General features: G+C 71.1%; 17 protein-coding genes and 1 pseudogene. 10 read left to right on the forward strand and 8 right to left on the reverse strand.

Features of this window, described 5'->3' with window-relative positions:
• Nucleotides 1-176: 176 nt before the first annotated feature.
• The 3 genes from ABZU99_RS15890 to ABZU99_RS15900 are packed head-to-tail and all read left to right on the forward strand — an operon-like array spanning nt 177 to nt 3,810.
• Entirely contained in the window at nt 177-1,154 is a 978-nt protein-coding gene (locus ABZU99_RS15890; RefSeq protein WP_356047549.1) for a glycosyltransferase family 2 protein, read from the forward strand.
• Nucleotides 1,154-2,566 (forward strand): polysialyltransferase family glycosyltransferase, encoded by a 1,413-nt coding sequence (locus ABZU99_RS15895; RefSeq protein WP_355946593.1) that lies wholly within the window; start codon nt 1,154-1,156, stop codon nt 2,564-2,566. Before ABZU99_RS15890 ends, ABZU99_RS15895 begins: the two co-directional genes overlap by 1 nt.
• Nucleotides 2,563-3,810, forward strand: coding sequence for an acyltransferase family protein (locus ABZU99_RS15900; RefSeq protein ID WP_356047551.1), 1,248 nt, complete (start codon nt 2,563-2,565; stop codon nt 3,808-3,810). The genes ABZU99_RS15895 and ABZU99_RS15900 overlap by 4 nt, the downstream gene beginning before the upstream one ends.
• A gap of 69 nt (nt 3,811-3,879) precedes the next feature.
• Here ABZU99_RS15900 and ABZU99_RS15905 read toward each other — a convergent pair whose 3' ends face one another.
• From ABZU99_RS15905 to ABZU99_RS15915, 3 genes are read right to left on the reverse strand one after another with little or no spacing between them, the layout of a single operon-like run.
• Nucleotides 3,880-4,068 carry a hypothetical protein gene (locus ABZU99_RS15905; RefSeq protein ID WP_356047553.1) on the reverse strand — a complete coding sequence of 63 codons (189 nt, stop codon included), beginning with the start codon at nt 4,066-4,068 and terminating at the stop codon, nt 3,880-3,882.
• A 49-nt stretch (nt 4,069-4,117) separates the two neighbouring features.
• Nucleotides 4,118-4,657, reverse strand: a complete 540-nt coding sequence (locus ABZU99_RS15910; protein WP_356047555.1) for a GNAT family N-acetyltransferase — start codon at nt 4,655-4,657, stop codon at nt 4,118-4,120.
• On the reverse strand, nt 4,654-5,937 hold the full coding sequence (locus ABZU99_RS15915; protein WP_356047557.1) for an XRE family transcriptional regulator: 1,284 nt from the start codon (nt 5,935-5,937) through the stop codon (nt 4,654-4,656). The genes ABZU99_RS15910 and ABZU99_RS15915 overlap by 4 nt, the downstream gene beginning before the upstream one ends.
• Nucleotides 5,938-6,178: 241 nt before the next feature.
• Between ABZU99_RS15915 and ABZU99_RS15920 the strand changes: the two genes are divergently transcribed.
• The 7 genes from ABZU99_RS15920 to ABZU99_RS15950 all read left to right on the forward strand — a co-directional run bounded on the left by ABZU99_RS15920 (nt 6,179) and on the right by ABZU99_RS15950 (nt 15,172).
• On the forward strand, nt 6,179-6,625 hold the full coding sequence (locus ABZU99_RS15920) for an ATP-binding protein (RefSeq protein WP_356047559.1): 447 nt from the start codon (nt 6,179-6,181) through the stop codon (nt 6,623-6,625).
• Nucleotides 6,626-6,852: 227 nt separating this feature from the next.
• A complete protein-coding gene (locus tag ABZU99_RS15925) occupies nt 6,853-7,041 on the forward strand; it encodes a hypothetical protein (protein WP_356047561.1) in 189 nt (62 codons plus the stop codon).
• Nucleotides 7,042-7,228: 187 nt separating this feature from the next.
• Nucleotides 7,229-7,408 (forward strand): FxLD family lanthipeptide, encoded by a 180-nt coding sequence (locus ABZU99_RS15930; protein ID WP_356047563.1) that lies wholly within the window; start codon nt 7,229-7,231, stop codon nt 7,406-7,408.
• Nucleotides 7,409-7,625: 217 nt separating this feature from the next.
• Nucleotides 7,626-10,580 carry a lantibiotic dehydratase gene (locus ABZU99_RS15935; protein WP_356047565.1) on the forward strand — a complete coding sequence of 985 codons (2,955 nt, stop codon included), beginning with the start codon at nt 7,626-7,628 and terminating at the stop codon, nt 10,578-10,580.
• Nucleotides 10,577-11,851, forward strand: a complete 1,275-nt coding sequence (locus ABZU99_RS15940) for a lanthionine synthetase C family protein (RefSeq protein ID WP_356047567.1) — start codon at nt 10,577-10,579, stop codon at nt 11,849-11,851. Before ABZU99_RS15935 ends, ABZU99_RS15940 begins: the two co-directional genes overlap by 4 nt.
• 21 nt (nt 11,852-11,872) lie before the next feature.
• Nucleotides 11,873-13,954 (forward strand): methyltransferase, FxLD system, encoded by a 2,082-nt coding sequence (gene fxlM, locus ABZU99_RS15945; protein WP_356047569.1) that lies wholly within the window; start codon nt 11,873-11,875, stop codon nt 13,952-13,954.
• Between the two features lie 84 nt (nt 13,955-14,038).
• A complete protein-coding gene (locus ABZU99_RS15950) occupies nt 14,039-15,172 on the forward strand; it encodes a hypothetical protein (protein WP_356047571.1) in 1,134 nt (377 codons plus the stop codon).
• 6 nt (nt 15,173-15,178) lie between these two features.
• Here ABZU99_RS15950 and ABZU99_RS15955 read toward each other — a convergent pair.
• The 5 genes and pseudogenes from ABZU99_RS15955 to ABZU99_RS15975 form a co-directional block, all read right to left on the reverse strand.
• A pseudogene (locus tag ABZU99_RS15955) lies at nt 15,179-15,416 on the reverse strand (mobilization protein); the annotation flags it as partial.
• A gap of 107 nt (nt 15,417-15,523) precedes the next feature.
• Entirely contained in the window at nt 15,524-16,417 is an 894-nt protein-coding gene (locus tag ABZU99_RS15960; protein WP_356047573.1) for an aminoglycoside phosphotransferase family protein, read from the reverse strand.
• A 381-nt stretch (nt 16,418-16,798) separates the two neighbouring features.
• On the reverse strand, nt 16,799-18,175 hold the full coding sequence (locus tag ABZU99_RS15965; RefSeq protein ID WP_356047575.1) for a CoA transferase: 1,377 nt from the start codon (nt 18,173-18,175) through the stop codon (nt 16,799-16,801).
• 460 nt (nt 18,176-18,635) lie between these two features.
• On the reverse strand, nt 18,636-20,033 hold the full coding sequence (locus ABZU99_RS15970) for a gluconate:H+ symporter (RefSeq protein ID WP_355946569.1): 1,398 nt from the start codon (nt 20,031-20,033) through the stop codon (nt 18,636-18,638).
• 20 nt (nt 20,034-20,053) lie between these two features.
• A complete protein-coding gene (locus ABZU99_RS15975) occupies nt 20,054-20,566 on the reverse strand; it encodes a gluconokinase (protein WP_356047577.1) in 513 nt (170 codons plus the stop codon).
• Between the last annotated feature and the right edge of the window lie 45 nt (nt 20,567-20,611).

Genomic DNA, 20,611 nt, shown 5'->3' on the forward strand with positions numbered 1-20,611 from the left:
TAGGAAGCTATTTCGATTCACGGCCCAACGCCGGAGCAACAAAGGGTTAACAGCATGTCGACGATTGGCGAACCGGCAGGCGGGAACAGCGGGTTAACCGTTCCGACGTTCTTCGTTCACCTTTACGTACCCTTCAGGTCAACACGAATGCCGGCCGGCAACCTAGCGTCACCCGCGTGGTTAAGCTCTCCGTCATCGTGCCGTTCTACAACGTGCAGACCTATGCCCCCGACACGCTCAGAAGCCTGCGCGCGAACGCGCGGGAGGACTTTGAATTCATTCTCGTCGACGACTGTGCCACCGACGGGACGCCGGAGATCCTGGAGCGCGCCGAGCGCGAGCTTCCGGGGGCCGTCCATGTGCGGCATGAGAAGAACGGTGGGCTGGCCACCGCCCGGAACACCGGACTCGACAAGGCCACCGGTGAGTACATCACCTTCCTCGACGGCGACGACTGGCTGGCCCCCGGCTACTACGAGCAACTGCTCGCGGCCATCGAGGACTTGGGATGTGACTTCGTCCGCGTCGACCATGTCCAGTGCACCGCCCGCGCCCGCTCGATCATCAGGGCGCCGCACGGCCTGCGCGATGTGGTGATGAACCCGCGGGACGCGATCCTCCCCGCCGACCGCTCCACCTCCGTCGACTATCCCTACGCCTGGGCCGGCATGTACCACCGCCGGCTGGCCGACCAGGGACTGCTGCACTTCACCCATGGGCTGCGCACCGCCGAGGACCGGCCGTGGATCTGGCGGCTGCACCGCGAGGCGCGCAGCTTCGCGGTGCTGGGTATGCACGGGGTCTTCTACCGGCGCGGCGTCTCTTCCTCTCTTACCCAGATCGGCGATGTGCGGCAGCTCGACTTCATCCGCGCATTCGATCAAGTAATCGAGGAGACGGCACGTGATCGAGATGCCGATACGCTGCTGCCCAAGGCCGTGCGCACCTATTGCGCGATCATTGCCCATCACCTCGGCAATATCGAAAGATTCGAACCGCAAGTGGCTCGCAAACTCCGCTCCATGTCGGCGGCGGCGATGAAGCGAATGCCCCAGGACGTACTGAAGGACGCGCTGGATTCCATGGACTACGAGCGTGCCGCACGCCTGCGGCGGGTCAAGCGCCGCCCGGCGGGCACGGAGGTTGCCGCCTGATGTCCGCGTACACCCCCCTCGCCGCGCGCAAGCGCACCCAGATCTTCCTGGCCTCCACCCTCTACGGGGCGGCGACCCTGGCCGCCGCCATCGACGCCGCGAGCATCGGGCCGGCCGACCGCCGGCTGCTGCTCATCAGCAACAACGCGGCCACTCCGGAGACCACGCCGTCCGTCGACGAGATGCCCGGCTTCGAACGGCTGCGCTCGCGCTTCGACCGGGTGCTGTCCTGGAACGAGACGATCAGCCCCTTCCATCCCGGCGGCTGGTCCCCGCGGTCCGACGACGCCCCGTTGTGGGAGCGCCATCTGCGGCTGCTGTGGAACCTCGGCGACGACGACATCGAGCTGGTACTGGAGTCCATCCAGGTCAACCCGGCGATGGCGGTCGCCAATGTGTTCCAGGGCGCGCCCATCGACATCTACGCCGACGGGCTGATGAGCTACGGCCCGACCCGTAACAAGCTCGACCCCTTGATCGGCACCCGCATCCGCCGCCTGCTCCATCTGGACCTGGTGCCGGGGCTGCGGCCGCTGCTCCTCACCGAGTTCGGCGTCGAGCCCGAGGTGCTGCCCACCGAGGTGTTCACCAAGGTGCTCGCCGAGGTCGCCGACGCCGCCCCGCGCGGCGTCGTGTCCGCCAGCGAGCGGATCGCCACCGGCACGGGCCCCGCCCTGGTGCTGGGGCAGTATCTTTCCGCGCTGGACATCCTCACTCCGCAGGAGGAGGAAGAGCTGCATGTGCGGATGTTGCGCGGCGCCGTGGCGCTCGGCCACCGCACCGTCGTCTTCAAGCCGCACCCCACCGCCCCGGCCCGCTGGTCGCGGATGCTGGAGAAGAAGGCCGCGGAGCTGGGCGCGGAGCTGACCGTCATGGACACCCCGGTCCTCGCCGAGGTGCTCTACCAGCGGATGCGCCCGGGCCTGGTGATCGGCTGCTTCTCCACCGCGCTGCTCACCGCGTCCGTCTTCTACGGGCTGCCGGTCGCCCGGATCGGCACCGAGGTGCTGCTGGAGCGGCTCAGCCCGTACCAGAACAGCAACCGGATCCCGGTCACCATCGTCGACGCGCTGCTCCCGGATCTGGAGGACCACAAGGCCGTGGCCGCCGGTGCGCAGCCGGTGGACGAGCGGGCGGGGAAGCGGCTGACCGGTCTGGTCGCCGCGGTCGGCTTCTGCATGCAGGCGAAGATCTACCCCGATCTGCGGCCCGCCGCCGAGCGCTATCTGGCGGCCCATCTGGACGCCCACAGCTGGCGCTACTTCAAGCGCCGCCGGCTCACCGCGCTCGCCCTGCCCGGCTCGGTCCCCTCCCAGCTCGCCTTCATCCCGCGCAATGAGACGGTGCGCCGGGTGGCACGCCGCGCCCGCGCCCTCAAGCGGGCCGCCCTCAAGCGGACGGCGACCGGATGAGTGCCCCGGCCGCCCCCGACGCCGGCCCGATACCCGACGCGGCGGCGCCCACGTCGACGCCGCCGCCCGGCGGGGCGCCCACGTCGACGCCGCCGCCCGGCGGGGAGACGGCGAAGCAGAGCGCGAAGCAGAGCGCGAAGGAGATCGCGCAGGGGGCCGCGCGCCCGGCGCGTGGCGGGCACCCGGCGCGGCTGCGCGCGCTGGACGGGCTGCGGCTGCTGGCCGCGCTGATGGTCGCCGCCTACCACTACGGCGGCCGCAGCGGCGAGATCGGCCAGGCGTGGGGCTCCTCGCCCCGTGGCCAGTTCCCCACTGCCTCGACGTTCTTCGCCTATGGCTGTCTCGGTGTCCAGATCTTCTTCATCATCAGCGGCTTCGTCATCTGCATGAGCGGCTGGGGGCGGCCGCTGCGGTCGTTCTTCGCCTCCCGCGTCTCCCGGCTCTTCCCCGCCTACTGGGCCGCGATCATCCTGGTCACCGCCGTCTTCGCGCTCCCCTGGGTCACCTACGAGGCGGTCTCGCCCAGCGACGCGCTGGTCAACTTCACGATGCTGCAGCAGCCGCTCGGGGTGGACCGGGTGCTCGGGGTGTGCTGGACCCTGTGGGCGGAGCTGCGCTTCTACGCCCTCTTCGCGCTGTTCGTCGTCCTCCCGGGCGCCAACCGCCGCCGGGTCGTGCTCTTCTGCGCCGTGTGGACGCTGGGCGCGGCCATCGCCCAGGCGTCGGACCTGCCGCTGCTGGACATCGTGCTGATGCCGGAGTACGCCTCGTACTTCATCGGCGGCATCGGCCTCTACCTGATCCACCGCTTCGGCCATGACGCCCTGTCCTGGGGCATCGTCGGGATCAGCTTCCTGATCGGCCAGCACTACGCGATCCGCGGGCTGTGGCACCCCGCGTCCATGGACAACGCCTTCTCCTACCGGACCTCGATGGGCATCATCGCCGTGGTGGCCTTCGGCTATGCGGCGGTGGCACTGGTCGCGCTCGGCAAGCTGCACTGGGCCAACTGGCGCTGGCTGACCGTGGCGGGCGCGCTGACCTACCCGTTCTATCTGGTCCATGAGCATCTGGGCTGGGTGGTGGTGTGGGCGCTCCACCGGAAGCTCGGCATCCCCTCGTCCGGGACCCTCGCCCTGACCGTCCTGCTGATGCTGGGCCTGGCCTGGGTGCTCTACCGCTACGTCGAACAGCGGCTCACCCCGCTGCTCAAGCGGTCGCTGTCGACCGTCCGGCTGCGCTGACGGCGGCCCCCACGCCCTGGCGGGCGCCCGGCTGTGGGGGCCGGGCGCCCGCCAGATCAAGTCCGGGGCCTAGCCGCAGCGCTGGGCCTTCTCCCGGTCCGTCATGGGACGGGTGCGCTGGGTCTTGGTGCTGGACGCGTCCGGCGTGGGGCCGGACGCCTCGAACGGCACGTACCAGATGTAGTGACCGTAGAACCGGTCCGGGAAGTGCAGCTCATAGGTGCCCTTGACGCTCTGCGTCCGGGGCTCGCGGGTCACCCAGCCGACCTCACCCGGGCGGACGTCCTTGCTCTGCCCGCCTCTTGGGTCAGCGGGTGTCGCGGATCATCACGGTGAGGACCGGTGAGGCCGGTGACGGCTGGCTCTGCCCGATGTCCTCGTACCCCCATGATCTGTAGAGCGCGTGGACCTGTCCGTCCCCGACGGCCGAGTTGACCATGAGCGTGACGTACGGTTCGTCGCGGGTGGCGAGGAGGGCGTCGTGGATGCGGCGGGCAGTGCCGGTCTTCCGCCAAGCCAGCCGGACGCCGCCCTCCTTCAGGGACACGGCCGGACGCTCCGTGTACTTCTCCGCCGGCGCCGGGCTGATGCGCTGCCAGTATCGGTCGCCGTGCTCGATGGTGTTGCCGTAGGCGAAGCCGACCGGATGCCCGTCCGCGTAGGCGAGGACAGCCACGAACCCCGGCTCGGTGCCGTGCCGGTCAAGGCGCTCGCCGAACGCGGTGACCGCGTAGTTCGGCAGGCAGAGGAGTGGGGCGCGTACGTCGGCGTACACGTCGAGGAGGTCGCCGCGGGCAGTGTCGAGGGTGGTGAACCTGCGCAGTTCGACGGCGGGCGCCGTGGTCATGCGGCCTTCCTCCAGGTGGCGGTGTGCTCGGTCCAGGTCTGCACGGTGGAACGGCCCGGCGCAGTGGCGCGCAGCGCGGCCCCGAACTCCTGAAGCATGCGTGTGACCCGGGCGTGTTGGGTGGCGGCTTCGGCGGGGACCTTCATGGCCGTGGCCGTGGCGGCGTCGGCTTCGCCTTGTCCGAGTTGGGCGTGTGCGAGCCGGGCAGTGTTGATGGCGCGGTCGCGCTGCATCTGGGGGCGGAGCAGAGTCAGGCTTCGGTGGGCGTGCGATTCGGCCTGTTCGAAGTTGCCAAGGCGGAGGTGTGCGGACAGAGCGAGTGTTTCAAGCTCGGCTCCGTCGCGGACAGCGGCCATCCACACGGGGAGAGCGAGATCGGGATCGGCGCGTGCGAGTGCGTCCTGAGCGCAGCCGAGGGCCTGCCGTACGGCTGCGGTGTCGCCCGTAAGGCCGAGCGTGGCGGCTTGGCGGGCATGCCCTAGGCAGGCGAACAGGGGGTCACGGCGCGTGATGTGCAGGTTGCGGGCGACGTCGTTGGCGGCGAGCGCGTCGGCGGGACGCCCCATGTGGCGGTACATGGTGCCCGCGTGGCTCCAGATGCGGAACTTGATCGCCTGGTCGCCGGACATCTCGGCGAGGGCCTGGGCTTCGCGCATGTGCGCCTTGGCGACGTCGTAGCGTCGGCCGTCGATGGCAGCCCACATCGCGGAGGAGCGGAAGGCGGCTGCTGAGGCATAGAGGTTGCTGCGTACGCGCTGGGTGGCGCTGCCGGCGTTCTGGAGGTTGAGTGCCTCGTCGGCGAGGGCGGCGGCCCGCTGTTCGATGCCGAGTTGTCCGCCGTGGCGGTGGTCGCTGGCGATGATCTCGGCGAAGCGCTTGTTCAGGCGGTTGACGTCGCTCATGCCGAGACGGCGCGGCGATGCGGTGCCGGGTGCGGCTGCTGCTGCGGCAGCCGCCGCGATGCTGCCGACGAGGGTACGGCGCTTCATGTCGGGGTCCTCCTGCTGCGGTGGGGCCGGGGTGGACGAAGGCCGGCTCCGTGGCACGAACCCTAAAGCGACGGCGGGTAGTCCGGTGACGTCCTCAAGTGCCTTGCGGCCGACTGACTTTGGCCACGTGACCCGGCCCGCTTTCCATGCCCGGACCGATGAGCCGTCGAGTCCTCCAGGGCGCCCGGTCAACCGTTCAATGGCCCTGTTCACGGCCTCGGCGAAGCTGTTGGAGCTGTAACCGTGTTCGGTCATCCACGCCTCAAGAACGGTGTTGCGGGTGGTGTCCATGCGGGCACGGTAGCCCGCGCGATCCCCACCCGCCAGGTAAAGAAGAGGTCAAAACGCCCTAGGTCAATCCGTCGGCTGAGCACCTGAACGCCCTAACCAACCCGCCGGGAAAGGGAGTTGTCTGGGTGCTGGTCACCCGCCGCGCCCCACCGTGCGGGCGGCTGTTGACGGCCCGGCCCGCCCCTGAGGTTCCCCCGCGGGGGCGGGCCGGGCGCCGAGACGACACGAAGGCTCCACCTCAATGACGAGTCTGAGAACATCAGTTGAGGCCCTCTCTGTCGGCCACCCGACATACAGCCAGACCTTCCCGTGCGAGCCGTCCACGGCCGAGATCGGCCGCGAACTCGTCCGAGACGTCCTCGGTGTGTGGCACCTCGACGGCCTCGCCGACCGTGCCGCGCTGATCGTCACGGAGCTGATCGCGAACGCCTCCAGGCACACTCCGTGTCCCGAGATCCGCCTCACGGTTGGGCGGCCGAGCGCGACACGACTGCGTGTCGGGGTCTTGGACCGGGAACCAACGCGTCTGCCCATACTCAGCCAGGCGGCTGACGACGACGAGTCGGGGCGCGGGCTGCTCCTCGTCGATGCTGTCGCCGACCGGTGGGGCTACGACCTGCACGGCTCGGGCAGACGCCCTTGGGGCAAAGAGGTCTGGGCGGAACTCCGTGCCGAGGGCGGCAAGTGAGCATCCAGGCCACGGCACCCCCGCCCCTTCCGGATCTCGCCCGACTCCGGCCCCGCCAGCAGATGGCCATGGACTGCGCCCTCTGCGCCCGGCCGCTGGGAGCGAGCAGTCGACGGCTGGGCGAGATACGCCACCGGGGCCTGCCGTTCCAGCTCTGGGCCTGCGCTCCCAACTGCCAGGCCGCCAGATCGACCATCCCGACCAGCTAAGAAAGGGGACGTCCTTCCATGGAGTGGCCGTGGACCACCGGTGATTGCTGGCTCGGCTGCGGACGTACCGGAGTCCTGGTGATCTGGCTCGGCCCGGTGCAGTGGGGCGGGCAGCACGCCCCCTTCTACGCGTGCGAGCCGTGCCTCGATCGTCTCAAGGCCCAGGCGCTCGCCTACTTCATGGAGCGGCGGCCGACGTCCGCTTGATCAGACTCCCGGCACACGACTTCCCGGCGTGAGGCAGGCAGCCCGCGAGGACTTCCTACGCGGAGCACGTCCCCTCGTGCCGGGCGGCCAGGAACCGTGCGGGGAGCAGCCGTCTGGCGGCGCTCCCGTGATGGCACCTGGTGGGCGCCAGCCCAGTAACACCACAACGATTATGAGGAGTTGACGCATGACGCCGAGCACCGTAGTTCCCAGCCGCACCGAAGTACGCCCGCAGATCCCGGGGGCATCGGACGGTTTCGACCTGGACGTCTCCCTCGTCGAGATCGCCGACCCGGCGGGCCTGGTCAACCTGACCGACGACAACTGCGGGTCCACCTGCGGCGCCTGCACCACCAACGTCGCCTGACCCGGCCCCCAGGTCAATCCGGTCTGGTGCCGCCGCGTCTCCGCGAGGCGGCACCAGCCGCCCGCCCCCTCACCTACGGAGGTACTTGGTGGTTGCTCCGCCCGCAGCGTTTCGCACCGGTTCCACTGCTCTCGTGCGCGCCGTGGCCCGGCCCTCGCTGCCGTTTCCTCCATGCCCTGACCTCGATGACCGCTCGCCCAGTGGTTCGTCTGCCCGTGTGGCGTGGCTACGCGCGGTCTGGGCGAACAAGGACGTCGCCGAGGCACTCCAGCACTCCAGCCCGGTCCTGGCCGCGCCGGTACGGGCCCTGTGTACGGCCGAGCATCCCGCCCGCCGCGATGTGCAGCGCGCGACGCTGTCCGTAGCCCGCTACCTGCTGCGTGCCCAGCACCGAGCGACGCCCTTCGGACTGTTCGCCGGCGTGGCCACCGCAGCGTTCGGCCCGCAGGCGCGGGCCGACTGGGGCGACGAGCACGTGGCCGTCGGCCGCGCGGGGGCAGAGTGGCTGGCGGCCCTGGTCGCACGGTTGGAGGCATGCCCGGAACTCCTCGAACGGCTGCCCGTCGTCATCAACAACACCGTGACGTACCGGGGAGACCGGCTCATCGTGCCGTTCCAGCCCGACGTCCAGGACGACCGGACTCGCGCGGTCGAGGCGTCTCTGGCCCTGACCGGACCGGTGCGCGCGGTCCTTGCCGCGACCCGACTGCCGATCCGGTTCGGCACCCTCGTGGACAAGCTCCAGGCGGAGTTCCCCGAGGCCGGTCCCGAGAAGGCACATCAACTGCTGGCGGAGTTGATCCGGCGGCGGGTGCTGATTACGGGCCTGCACGCTCTGAGCACCGAGACCGATGCCCTCGGGCATCTGGTGGGCCAACTCGACGCGATCGACGCTGGAAGCCTCGCACCGGTCGCGGAGACCGTACGCGAACTCCACGCGGTTCGGGCGGGCCTGGAGGAGTGCGCCACGCACGGCGGCCGGGACAGCGTCGCGGCGCGGATGCGAGACCTCGTCCCCGGCCTGCGTCGCCACCCTGTCGCGCTCGACCTCCGCCTGGACGCCCAGATCGTTCTGCCGGAAGCGGTCGCCCAAGAGATCGAGCGCGCCGCTCTCATCCTGACCCGCTTGAGCATCCGCCCGTACGGGACCGCCGCGTGGAACGAGTACCACCAGCGGTTCTACGAGCGGTACGGCATCGGCACGTTGGTGCCGCTCGCGGAGGTCGTCGCGGACAGCGGCACCGGCTATCCCGACGGCTACCCAGGCGCTCCGGCCAGCGCACGCAGGCCCCGCGTCTCCGCTCGGGATGACGCCCTCGTACGGCTGGCTCAGGCCGCCGCGCTCGATGGCCGTGACGAAGTGATCCTCACGGACGAGCGGATTGAGGCCCTGGATGTGGGTCCCGACGAGCCTCGGCTGCCGCCGCACTTGGAGATTGGGGTGCGGGTGCACGCCGCCGGCCTGGAGGAGTTGCAGCGCGGGCGTTTCCGGCTGGAGGCCGTGAGCGTGTCCCGTGGTGTCGGCGTCTCCACGGGCCGATTCCTCAGCGTGCTGGCCCCCACCGACCGCGAGGCCCTGGCCGCCGAGCTCGCCGACCTCCCGGCCGCGGACGGCAACACCGTGCCCGCGCAGCTCTCTTTCCCGCCCCTGCTCCCCGAGAGCGCCCACGTCACCCGCTCCCCACAGGTCCTGCCCACTGTGATCAGCCTTCAGGAACACCGCGCCCCGCGGGACACCGTGCTCACCCCGGAGGACTTGGCTGTGGGGTGCGACGGCCGCCGCATGTACCTCGCCGTCCCCGAGCGCGGACATCGCGTCGAGGCCATCGGGATGCACGCGCTGAACCCCCGCACCCACACCCCGCCGCTGGTGCGGTTCCTTACTGAACTGTCCCGCGCCCAGTGCGCGCAGGTCACCGTCTTCGACTGGGGCGCCGCACTGGCCATGCCGTTCCTTCCACGTCTGCGGTACGGCCGCATCGTGCTGGCCCCGGCACGCTGGCGGCTGGACGCGTCCGAACTGCCGGGCCGCGTCCGCCCTCGGGAGGAGTGGGATGCTGCGCTTGCCGACTGGCGTGCCCAGCGGAGGCTGCCGCGCCGCGTCCATCTCGTTGAGGACGACCGACGTCTCTTCCTCGACCTCGACGAGGCCAGCCATCGGACGCTCCTGCGTCAGCACCTCGACCGCACGCGCCTGGCCGTGCTGGTCGAGGCCCCGGAACCAGAAGCGTACGGCTGGTGCGGTGGGCGAGCCCACGAGGTCGTAGTTCCGCTCAGGGCGACCCGACCGCCGACGTGGCCGCCGCTGCCCGCCCCCAGCAGGGCCCGTGTCCTGTCTGCTCCCCAGATGCAGATGCCCGCCGCTTCCTCGGTTCTTCTGGCCGCCCTGTACGGCGACCCCCGGCGCCAAGACATCTTGCTCTCCCGGCACTTGCCCGGCCTCCTCGAACAGCTCGGTAACCCGCCGTGGTGGTTCATCCGCTTCCGCGACCCGGACCAGCACCTCCGCGTACGCATCGCCCTCCCCGATCCGGAAGCCTTCGCCGACACGGCCCGAACGGTGAGCGCTTGGGCCGACGAGCTACGAAGCATCGGTCTGCTGGCCGACCTGCGCTATCCCACCTCCTACCGGGAGATGGGCCGCTGGGGCTCCGGCACCGCATGGGAGGCGGCCGAGGAGGTGTTCCGGGCGGACTCGCGCGCCATCTTGGCCCAGCTCACGCAGCCACAGCGCCCCAGCCAGCGCACGCTGGTGGCGGCCCACACCGTTGCCATCGCCTCCGCGTTCCTTGGCAGCACCGAGGCCGGGATGCGGTGGCTGATCGACCACATCCCGCCGACAGCCCCCAAACCCGTTCCGCGCCCCCAGTTCACCGGCGCCGTACGGCTCGCCGACCCGTCCGACGACTGGGCGGCGCTGCGCCGCGTCCCGGGCGGGGACGGCGTCGTGTCGGGATGGGCTGACCGGGATACGGCGCTCGCCACGTACCGGCCGCACCTGTCCGGCCCAGACACGCAGGGCATCGCCGTCGACGACGTCCTGACCTCCCTGCTGCACGTCCACTTCGTGCGCCACGTCGCCGTGAACTTCCCGGAGGAAGAGGTGTGCCTCTACCTGGCGCGTGCCGCCGCCCTGGCCTGGACCGCCCGCACCAGGGCGAGGGCCTCGTGACCGCCCACCCCGCGCTCGGCCTGGTCGACGCCATTGCCACCCGGCTCGCCGACCCCGACACTGTGCCCCTCGGCTCCAGGACGCTGTCCTCGGACCGGCAGAACCTTGCTTACGGCCCTCCCGGCATCGCGCTCCTGCACATCGAGCTGGCCGCGAACGGCCTCGGCTCGTGGCACCGCGCCCACGACTGGCTCGCCGCCGCCTCCAAGCAGCCGCTCACCAGCGGCCCGGACAGCCACCCGTTCTACGGAGTGCCCGCCTTCGCCCACGCCCTTGCCTGTGCCGCCGACCACCTTCCCGGCTCCTACCGGCGCGCCCTCGACGCGATGGACGGACAGTTCGCAGTCGACGTCGGACGCCGTCTCGACGCCGCACACCGCCGCATCGACGCCGGACGCCTGCCGCAGCTCGCCGAGTTCGATGCCATCCGGGGCCTCACCGGATACGGTGCCTGCCTACTGCGCCGAGACCCCGGCAGCTCCACGATGCGCGCCGTTCTCGACTACTGCGTGCGCCTCACCGAACCGATCACCCACCACGGCGAGACCCTGCCGGGCTGGTGGGCGGAGACCGGGCCCTCGGGCAGCCCGGACGACCGATTCCCCGGCGGGCACGCCAACACCGGTATGGCGCACGGCATCGGCGGCGTGCTCGCGCTCCTGGCCCTCGCAGCTCGGAACGGCTCCGCCACCGACGGGCACCATGCAGCACTGCGCACCATCCTGACCTGGCTGGACCGTTGGAAGGAGAAGGCCGGCGGCGGACCGGTCTGGCCGTACTGGGTCACTCAGGGCGAGCTGCGCAGGGGGCGTCTCGTCCCGTCAGTCCCCAGGCGGCCGTCCTGGTGCTACGGAACCGCCGGCCTCGCCCGCGCCCAGCAACTTGCCGCGCTGGCCCTCGGCGATGCCAGCCGCCAGATTGACGCGGAGAACGCGCTCGTGGCCGCTCTCACCGATCCCAAGCAGCTGAAGGCCACGACGGATAACGGCCTCTGCCACGGGTTCGCCGGCCTCGCCCACGCCGCCGCGCGTACGGCAGACGACGCCCACCCCTCGACTGCGGGGAAACTCCGAGCCGCGATCCCGGCCCTCCTGGCTGCGGTCACCCCTCCGAGCACCGACCCCGAACTCATGGCCACGGCGCTCATTCAGGACGAGGAAGGCGGCCCCGGCCTACTCGACGGCGCCGCCGGCATAGCCCTGGCCCTCCTGGCGCCCAGCACCGCCGCACCACCCCAGTCCGCCTGGGACACGTGTCTCCTCATCGCTTGATCCACCGACCGAAGGACCTCTATGCCTCCCGACAGCTGGCAGCAGCACAACATCACCTTCTTCGACCGCGAGAGCGCCCGGCGCACCATCGGAGAACGCCTCGGCCCCGCCCTGATCGAGGCAGAGGCCGACGGGCAGCTCACCGGCTGGTGGTTCATGAACAAGCAGCCCTGGCCGCTGCGTTACCTCGCGGACAAGCCCTCACCGGCCATTGAGTCGCTCCTGAGCGATCTCATCGGCGACGGCGTGGCTGTGTCGTGCCTGCCCTGCGTCTACGAGCCCGAGACCGACACCTTCGGCGGGCCCGAGGCCATGGACGCGGCCCACGAACTGTTCCACAGCGATTCCCGCCACCTGCTCACCTACCAGCCGAGCCCGACGCACGTAGGACGCAGGGAGACCGCCGTCCTGCTGGCGAGCGCCATGATGCGCGGGGCTGGACTCGACTGGTACGAACAGGGCGACGTATGGGCGAAGGTCGCAGCTCTTCGACCGGCCACCAATCCACCACCACCCGAACGAGCCGCCGAACTGGCCCCGGTCATGCGCAAGCTCATGACCGCCGACGCCCACAACCTCTGTCACCTGGGTGGCCCACTCCACGCGCACGAGGAATGGGTGACCGTCTTCGAACGGGCCGGAGCCACGCTCGCCGACCTCGCAAGCCGCGGCGCCCTCGCCCGCGGCCTGCGAGCCGTCATCGCCCACCACGTGATCTTCCACGCCAACCGCGCCGGTCTCCTCCGGGACGACCAGAGCGCCCTGTCCCACATCGCACGAGAGGTAGTCATGGGAATGAGTGACCACACCGAGTCGCCCACCGAGGCAACGGCCGACGCCGATAGCGTCAGCGCGGTGAACACCGACACGATCACCACCCCCACGGCGGACGCCGAGCGCCTCCGCAACGCCCTGGTCGACCAGCTCCGCGCGGACGGACACGCCCGCACACCCGCCGTCGAGACCGCGTTGCGGACCGTGCCCCGCCACGTGTTCGTGCCCGAGGCGTCACTCGAAGACGCCTACGCCAACGCACCGGTGCACATCAAGTACGACACCGACGGCACGTCCATCTCCTGCGCCTCCCAGCCGGGCGTCGTCGCCCTCATGCTGGACCAGCTCGACGCCCAGCCCGGCGAGCGCATCCTCGAACTCGGTGCCGGCACCGGCTACAACGCCGGTCTGCTCGCCCACCTGGTCGGCGAGAACGGACACGTGACCACCCTCGACCTCGACGACGACCTCGTGGAGGGTGCCCGCACGCACCTCGCCGCCGCCGGAATCACCAACGTCGAAGCCGTGACCCGCGACGGGGCCCTCGGCTACGCCGAAACAGCGCCGTACGACCGGATCATCGCCACCGTCGGCGCGCACGGCGTACCGCACGCCTGGCTGCAGCAGCTCGCACCCGCCGGCCGGCTCCTCGTCCCCCAGCGTCTCAAGGGCACCGTCTCCCGCTCCATCGCCTACGAGCAGCGCGACGGCCGGTGGGTGTCCCTCGGCAGCGAGATGAACACCTTCATGCCGCTTCGGCGGGGCATCGCCGACGACGACCGCCGAGTGATCCCGCTCAGCACGGACGGCGCCGTACGACTCCAGGCCCCCGCCGGGCTCAGCATCGACGCCGACGCCCTCGCGGGCGTACTTGACCAGCCGCGCACCGAGGAGTGGACCGGTATGACGGTCCGCGCCATGGAGTCGCCGGAGTGGATGGAACTGTTCGTCACCTGCTCCCTGCCCTCCGGTCTGATCCGGATGCTGTTCTCCCAGAGCGCCAAGGGCACTCTGCTCACCGAGGACCCCTACCCCTCGTCGACCGCGGTCGTCGACAAGGGTGCCGTCACCTACCTCGCCCGGCGCCTTTCGAAGGAGAAGACCCCCGAGGGTGGCAAGCTCTGGGAGTTCGGTGTCGTCGGCCACGGCCCCGGCAGCGATGAGCTGGCCGCGAGGGTCGCCGACGCCATCCGCACCTGGGACCGCGACTACCGCGACCGTGAGGCCACGTTCGAAATCCAGCCTCTCGACGCCCCCGAGATCGAGCAGCGCCCAGGTCTCTTCGCCCTCGACACCCAGCTGAACCGCATCGTCGTCGACTGGCGGTGACGCACGTGTAGCGGACGGTGCCCGCGGCACGCAGTCGGCGGGCACCCTCGCCCCACCAACCCTCACCCACACACTGGGGGACACATGGATCCGCACGGACCCACAGCCCAGCGCTTCCCGCTCGTCGCCCGATTCCGGCCCGCCTGCCTGCCCCTGCCCGAGCGTGTGCGCAGTCTCGTCGACCTGGCCGACACCGCGGTGAACAAGACCGACCAAGGGCTTGCATCGGCCGTCTACAACCAGGCCGCGCTCATCGCCTCCGACCTCGGCCTTCCCGATCTCGCCCGCGAGATGTGCCACCAGCACGCCGCCGCCTACCTCCACGCCTGCCCCCTTCCCGGCATGAGCGCGATCCGAGGGTTGGAACCGGTCGTCAACCTGGCCCGCCTCCAGATCCGCGCTGGCCGCGCAGATGAGGGGCGTCAGCGACTGCTCGACCTGTACAAGGCCGTCGAGGCGGGCACAGCCGCCCGGTTCGAGGGCGTCAACGTACCTGCGGACCTCACTGCGACCGGCGAAGACCGCCAGGAGGTTCGCGCGTGGCTGTGGCGCGTCCTCCTCGCAGACGGCACGCGCACTCTCACCACCGAGGGGCGATGGGCCGAGGCGCTGGCGCACATCGAAGCCCACCATGGCATCGGAAAGCGGATGCTCGACGGTCGGCAGGTCGCCGTACTCGCCGCCCTCGCTGCGGGTGACACCGCGTGGGTCGCTGTCCTCCTTGCCGACACGATGCTTGGCGATGCATGGGAGCAAGCCGTCACGGCATGCCTGACCGTTCTATGCCGCCGCGACGCCGGGCAGCCGATCCACGGCCACCTGGCGGACCTGGTGACGGCCTACCTCGGACGGAAGACCGAACCTGGGATGACCGTCTTCGACACCCGGCTCGGACTTACAGTCCTCGACGCGATCGGTTCCGCCGAGGCGCTCGCCGCGCACCGCATCGTCGAGGACCTCCACCGCAGGACGACGGACGCCGAAGACGGCTACGCGGCCCGCGAGAACTTGGCTCATCCTCTGTTCACCGAGATCGCCACGGACCGGCAAGTGCAGGACTGTCGCGCGCTGGTGCACGCCTGCGCCCTCGGCGCAGGGATCCTCCCGGACGAGCTGCGAGGAGAACTGACAGCGGCTCTGCGCGCCAGCGACAGCGTGATCCGGCAAAGCGTCGCACGTTCCTTCGGTCCCGGAGGAACGCAACCCCTGCGATTCTGACGGTGTCTATCGGCGCTGTCGGTGCTGCTGTTTGGTAGGCGATGGAGGCACCGAGGGGAGCCACCGTTTCCGGTCTGCTGAGTGGGGATCGAGCCTGCCATGGTCGACTGCAGGCGGGCAGCTTCAGCCCGGCGGTTGTGGGTGCTGGGTTTCGGCCGGTGTGCTCGATGCGGGTGATCAGGGCGCGGGCGGGCGGTCGTGCGGTGGTCAGCTCGCGCTGGGCAGCGGCTTCCTTGAGGAGCTGTCTCCAGTGTCATGGGCACCTCCCCCGGCCCACCTGCTCGCCCTGGTCCGGACCAAACTACGTAAACCCCTGGGAGGTTGAGGGGTGGGCGAGCCAACCGGATCGGCCTAATCGGCGTCGTCGGCGAGCACCTCATGGATGACATGGCGGGCGTTGGCGGCGAGGACCGGATTCGTGTCGCGGTAGTACGGCAGCTGGATGAGCGCCATGGACAGGGCCCGGCCCCGGCCGCGTGCCCAGGTCGCGTCGTCGACGCCGAGCGCGTCGCGGAAGTCGTTCCGCACCCCGGCGGGCAGCAGATTCCACGCGGGGATCAGATCGCAGGCGGGGTCGCCTACCCCGGCGGTCGCGAAGTCGATGACCGCGCTGAGCCGTCCGCCGGCGATCAGCAGATTGCCGGGCATCAGATCGGCGTGGACCCACACGGGCGGCCCGGCCCACGCGGGCGCCGCCAGTGCCGCGTCCCATGCCGCGGTCGCCGCCTCCGTGTCGATCGTCCCGCGCAGCGCGCCGATCGCGGCGCGCGTCTCACGGTCCTCCTCCGTCAGCGGGCCGCCCCGGTACGCGGGCGGCCCACCGGCCGGGTCGATCCGGCGCATGGTGGCGATGAACTCCGCCAGATCCGCCGCCAGCCGGCCGGGCCCGGCGATCCGGCCGGCCTCCGGGTTCTCGCCGTCGAGCCAGCGGTTGACGGACCACGGCCAGGGGTAGCCGTCGGCGGGCGCACCCTTGCCGAGCGTCACCGGGATGGCACACGGCAGCAGCGGCGCGAGCCGCGGCAGCCAGTGGTGCTCCCGCTCCACGTCCGGGGCGGCCCCGTCGATCCGCGGCAGCCGTACGGCCAGCTCGTCGCCCAGCCGGAACAGGGCGTTCATGGTGCCCGACGAGGGGACCGGCTCGATGGTCAGCCCCGCCCAGCGGGGGAACTGCGCGGCGAGCAGCCGCCGTACGAGGCCGGCGTCGATGGGCCATTCACCGTCGTGCATCGTGCCCGCGCACATGCGCATCCTCCTGGATCCGTGGGAAACCGGGAACCAGTAGCGGGCACGGGAGGGCGCGTCGGCAACCGATTTTGGGTGCGGAGCCCCCCACCCCGCCCCTCCCCGAAACCGGGGGCCGGCCCCCAGCCCCCGCTCCTCAGACGCTGGAGGGGCTGGGGTGTCCGGCGTCCCGCCGCGACTGCGGGCACGCCCTCCCGTGCGGGCACGCCCTCCGGGCGTGTCCTCAATCGCCGGACGGGCTGGAATACGGGCCCACCGCCCGGCGGCGGCCTGCTCGGGGCGGGACCGGGGCACAGGCCAGGCCAGGCCACAGGCCGGAGTGTGTGCCCCGGCCGCCTGCGGTGACGGGGCTGTGCCCCGGCCGCCTGCGGTGGCGGGGCGTCAGAGCCAGGCGGCGGTGTCGGTGCCCCATTGGGCCGGTGGGCGGGGCCAGTCGAGGGGGCGGCCGTCGTAGGTGATCGGCGAGCGGGCGTGGCGCAGCGGTCCGTACGGGGAGGGCGTCTCGGCGAGATGGGGCTCCGGGTCGTACGCGGCACCGCCCTCGGGGGCGGGGGTGATGCCGTGCATCAGCCAGGACGCGGTGCCCGCGAGGGAGAAGCGAAGATGGCGGCCGCCGCCCGTCTCATGGCGTTCGGTCAGCGCGCGCAGCACCGCCGCGGCGATCAGATAGCCGGTGCCGTGGTCCAGCGCCTGGGCGGGCAGCACACCGGGGCGGCCGTCGGGTCCGGCCTCGATCGCGGCGATGCCGGTCGCCGCCTGGACCAGGCTGTCGAAGCCGCGCCGGGCGGCCCAGGGACCGGACCAGCCCCAGGCGCAGACCTGGGCGAGGACGATGCCGGGGTGGCGTGCCAGCAGGTCGTCCGGGGTGAGGCCGTAGCGGTCGAGCGCTCCGGGGCGGTAGCCGCTGACGACGACGTCGGCGCGGGCGAGGAGGTCGTCGAAGGTCCGTCGGTCCGCGGGATCGGCGAGGTCCAGCCGGGTGGACCGCTTGCCGAAGCCGGTGTCGGCGTGCGTGTCCGGGTCCTCCGGCAGTCGCGGGGAGTCGACTCGCAGGACGTCCGCGCCCAGCAGGGCCAGGGTGCGGGTGGCCACCGGTCCGGCGAGCACCCGGGTCAGGTCGAGGACCCGGACGCCGCTCGCGGGCAGGGGGCCGTGCGGGAGGCGGCACGGGGCGCCTTCGCCGAGCCGCCGGGATTCGATCAGCGGGAGCCCGGTCGGCGGGATCTCACTGGCGTCAGGTTCCGGTACGGCCACGGCCAGGCCGCCCGCCGCGTAGACCGTCTCCTGAATCGACCGGGCCGGGCGGGTCGCCAGCTCCGCCGACAGCCGCTCGACGGACGTGTCCGTGTCGCCTTCGTCGGGGAGGCCGAGGGCGGCCAGCAGCCGGGCGCGGTGGTGCGGGTAGTTGGCGTGGGTGCGGACCCAGCCGTCAGCGGCGCGCCAGAAGCCGGACAGCGGGGCGAAGGACGTCGGCTTGCGGCCGTCGATGCGCAGATGGCGTTCGCTGAGGAACGCCGTGGCGACCGCGCCCTCGTCCACCCGTACCTCCGCGGCCGCCCCGCCCGAGCGCCGCGCGCCCAGTTCGGCGGCGGCCAGCGCGCACGCGCCCACGGTGGCGCGGGCCAGCTCGCGTACGGGCAGCCGGGCGGGGAGCACCCGACGCGAGGGGGTGTACGACACCGCCTTGAGTGGTTCGGCCGGGCCACCAAGGGCGGCCCAGGCGTGGGCGGTTGCCGTGTCGATCTCCCCGTGCGTCATGCGCTCATTGTGCGGCACATCGGTTGCCTCGCCGGATAAAGGGGTCGGACTACGTCCGGCGCCTCCGGGCCGTCCTCCTGCCGGGTCGGCGCGCCACGAGGCCGGACCGAATCCGTGTGCTCGGTCTGAGCTGCGCGGAACGGATGCGCAGGGAGCTGTGCCTCAACGCCGCGCTGCGTGACTGCGGCCGTGGGGTTCGTGTTCGTGCGGTAAGGCGCTACGCCCCGGGGCGGCAACGTGATCCGGGCCCGGACCAGTCAGGTGGTCCGGGCCCGGACCAGTCAGGTGGTCCGGGCCCGGATCAGTCAGGTGGTCCGGGCCCGGATCAGTTTCGGTTCGGCCGGGTCGCCGGCCGGATCACCAGCCGGCCAGATCACCAGCCGGCCGGGTCACCGGCCAGATCACCGGCCGGCCAGATCACCGGCCGGCCAGATCACCAGCCGGCCAGATCACCAGCCGGCTAGATCACCAGTGAGAGCAGCAGGACGAAGCAGATCGAGACGACGGAGATGATCGTCTCCATCACCGACCAGGTCCGCACGGTCTGCCCGACGCTCATCCCGAAGTACTCCTTGACCAGCCAGAACCCCGCGTCGTTGACATGGCTGAAGAAGAGCGACCCGGCGCCGATGGCCAGCACCAGCAGTGCCACATGTGTGGTGGACATGTCGGCGGCGAGCGGCGCCACCAGACCCGCGGCGGAGATCGTGGCCACGGTCGCCGAGCCGGTCGCCAGCCGGATGCCGACCGCGATCAGCCAGGCCAGCAGCAGCGCGGAGATGTGCCAGTTGTTGGCGAAGTCCAGGATCATCTGGCCGACGCCGATGTCGATGAGCGTCTGCTTGAAGCCGCCGCCCGCGCCGACGATCAGCAGGATCCCGGCGATGGGGGCGAGCGACTTCTCGACGGTGGAGGTGAGCCGGTCCCGGGTGAAGCCGGCGGCGCGGCCGAGCGTGAACATCCCGACGAGGACTGCCGCCAGCAGCGCGATCAGGGGCGAGCCGATGACGTCCATGGCCCGCTGGAGGTGGTTGTCCGGGTTGTCCACGACGATGTCGACGAGCGCCTTGCCCAGCATCAGGACGACCGGCAGCAGGACGGTCGCCACGGTGGCGCCGAAGCCGGGACGCCGCTCCAGCTCCTCCGAGGGACGCTGCGGGATCATCTTGTCCGGCGGGGTGAGGTCCACCCAGCGGGCGGCGACCCGCGAGAAGAGCGGCCCCGCGATCACCACGGTCGGCAGCCCGACCAGCACACCGAGCGCCAGGGTGATGCCCAGGTTGGCGTGGACGGCGTCGATCGCGGCCAGCGGGCCGGGGTGCGGGGGCACGAGCCCGTGCATCACGGACAGACCCGCGAGCGCCGGGATGCCGATCCGCATCAGCGAGTAGTTGCCACGCTTGGCGACCAGCAGCACGACGGGGATCAGCAGCACGATCCCCACCTCGAAGAAGAGCGGCAGTCCGATGAGCCCCGCGATCAGCGCCATGGCCCACGGCATGGTGCGGCCGTTCGCCTTGGCCAGGATGGTGTCGACGATCTGGTCGGCACCCCCGGAGTCGGCAAGCAGCCGCCCGAGTATCGCGCCGAGCGCGATCAGCACACCGACGCCCGCGACGGTGGTGCCCAGCCCGGTGGTGAAGCTGGTGATCGCCTTGTCGAGCGGCGCGGCGGCGGCCGCGCCCAGGACCAGCGAGCCGATGGTCAGCGACAGAAAGGCGTGCAGCTTGAACTTGGTGATGAGGAGGACGATGAAGGCGATGCCGACGAGTACGGCTATCCCCAGCTGTGCGTGACCGGCCGACGTGATCGGGTCGACGGTGTCCGCTGCCAGCATCTCGACGCTGAGTCTGGTCACGGAGGGTTCCTTTACGTGCGTTACTGGTGTTCGGGTTGCCGCAGCGCGGCGACGGCGCGCTCGGTGATGACGTCGGGCTCCGGCGCGATGTCCACGGCGACGCCGTGCTCGTCCGGCTGAAGGGGCTCGAGCGTCGCGAGCTGCGAGTCGAGCATCTTCTCGGAGAAGAAGTGGCCCTTGCGGGCCTCCATCCGGTCGGCGATCAGCCCGCGGTCGCCGGTGAGGTGGAGAAAGACGATGTCGGGCGCGGCGTCCCGCAGCCGGTCCCGGTATCCGCGCTTGAGCGCGGAGCAGCTGACGACCCCGCCCTGCGCTGCCTGATCATGGGCCCAGCCGCCGATGGCATCCAGCCAGGGGTAGCGGTCCTCGTCCTCCAGCGGGGTACCGGCCGACATCTTGGCGATGTTGGCCGGCGGGTGGAAGTCGTCGGCCTCGGCGTACGGGACGCCGAGCGCCTCGGCCAGCAGAGGGCCGATCGTGGTCTTGCCCGTGCCGGACACTCCCATGACGACGACAACCTGGGGGGCGTGCATGCGTAAGAACCTCGCTGTCTTCCTTGACCTCGGCGCCGCGGGACA

Origin of the sequence: Streptomyces sp. NPDC005266, from assembly GCF_040607655.1 — a bacterium.
GTDB lineage: Bacteria > Actinomycetota > Actinomycetes > Streptomycetales > Streptomycetaceae > Streptomyces.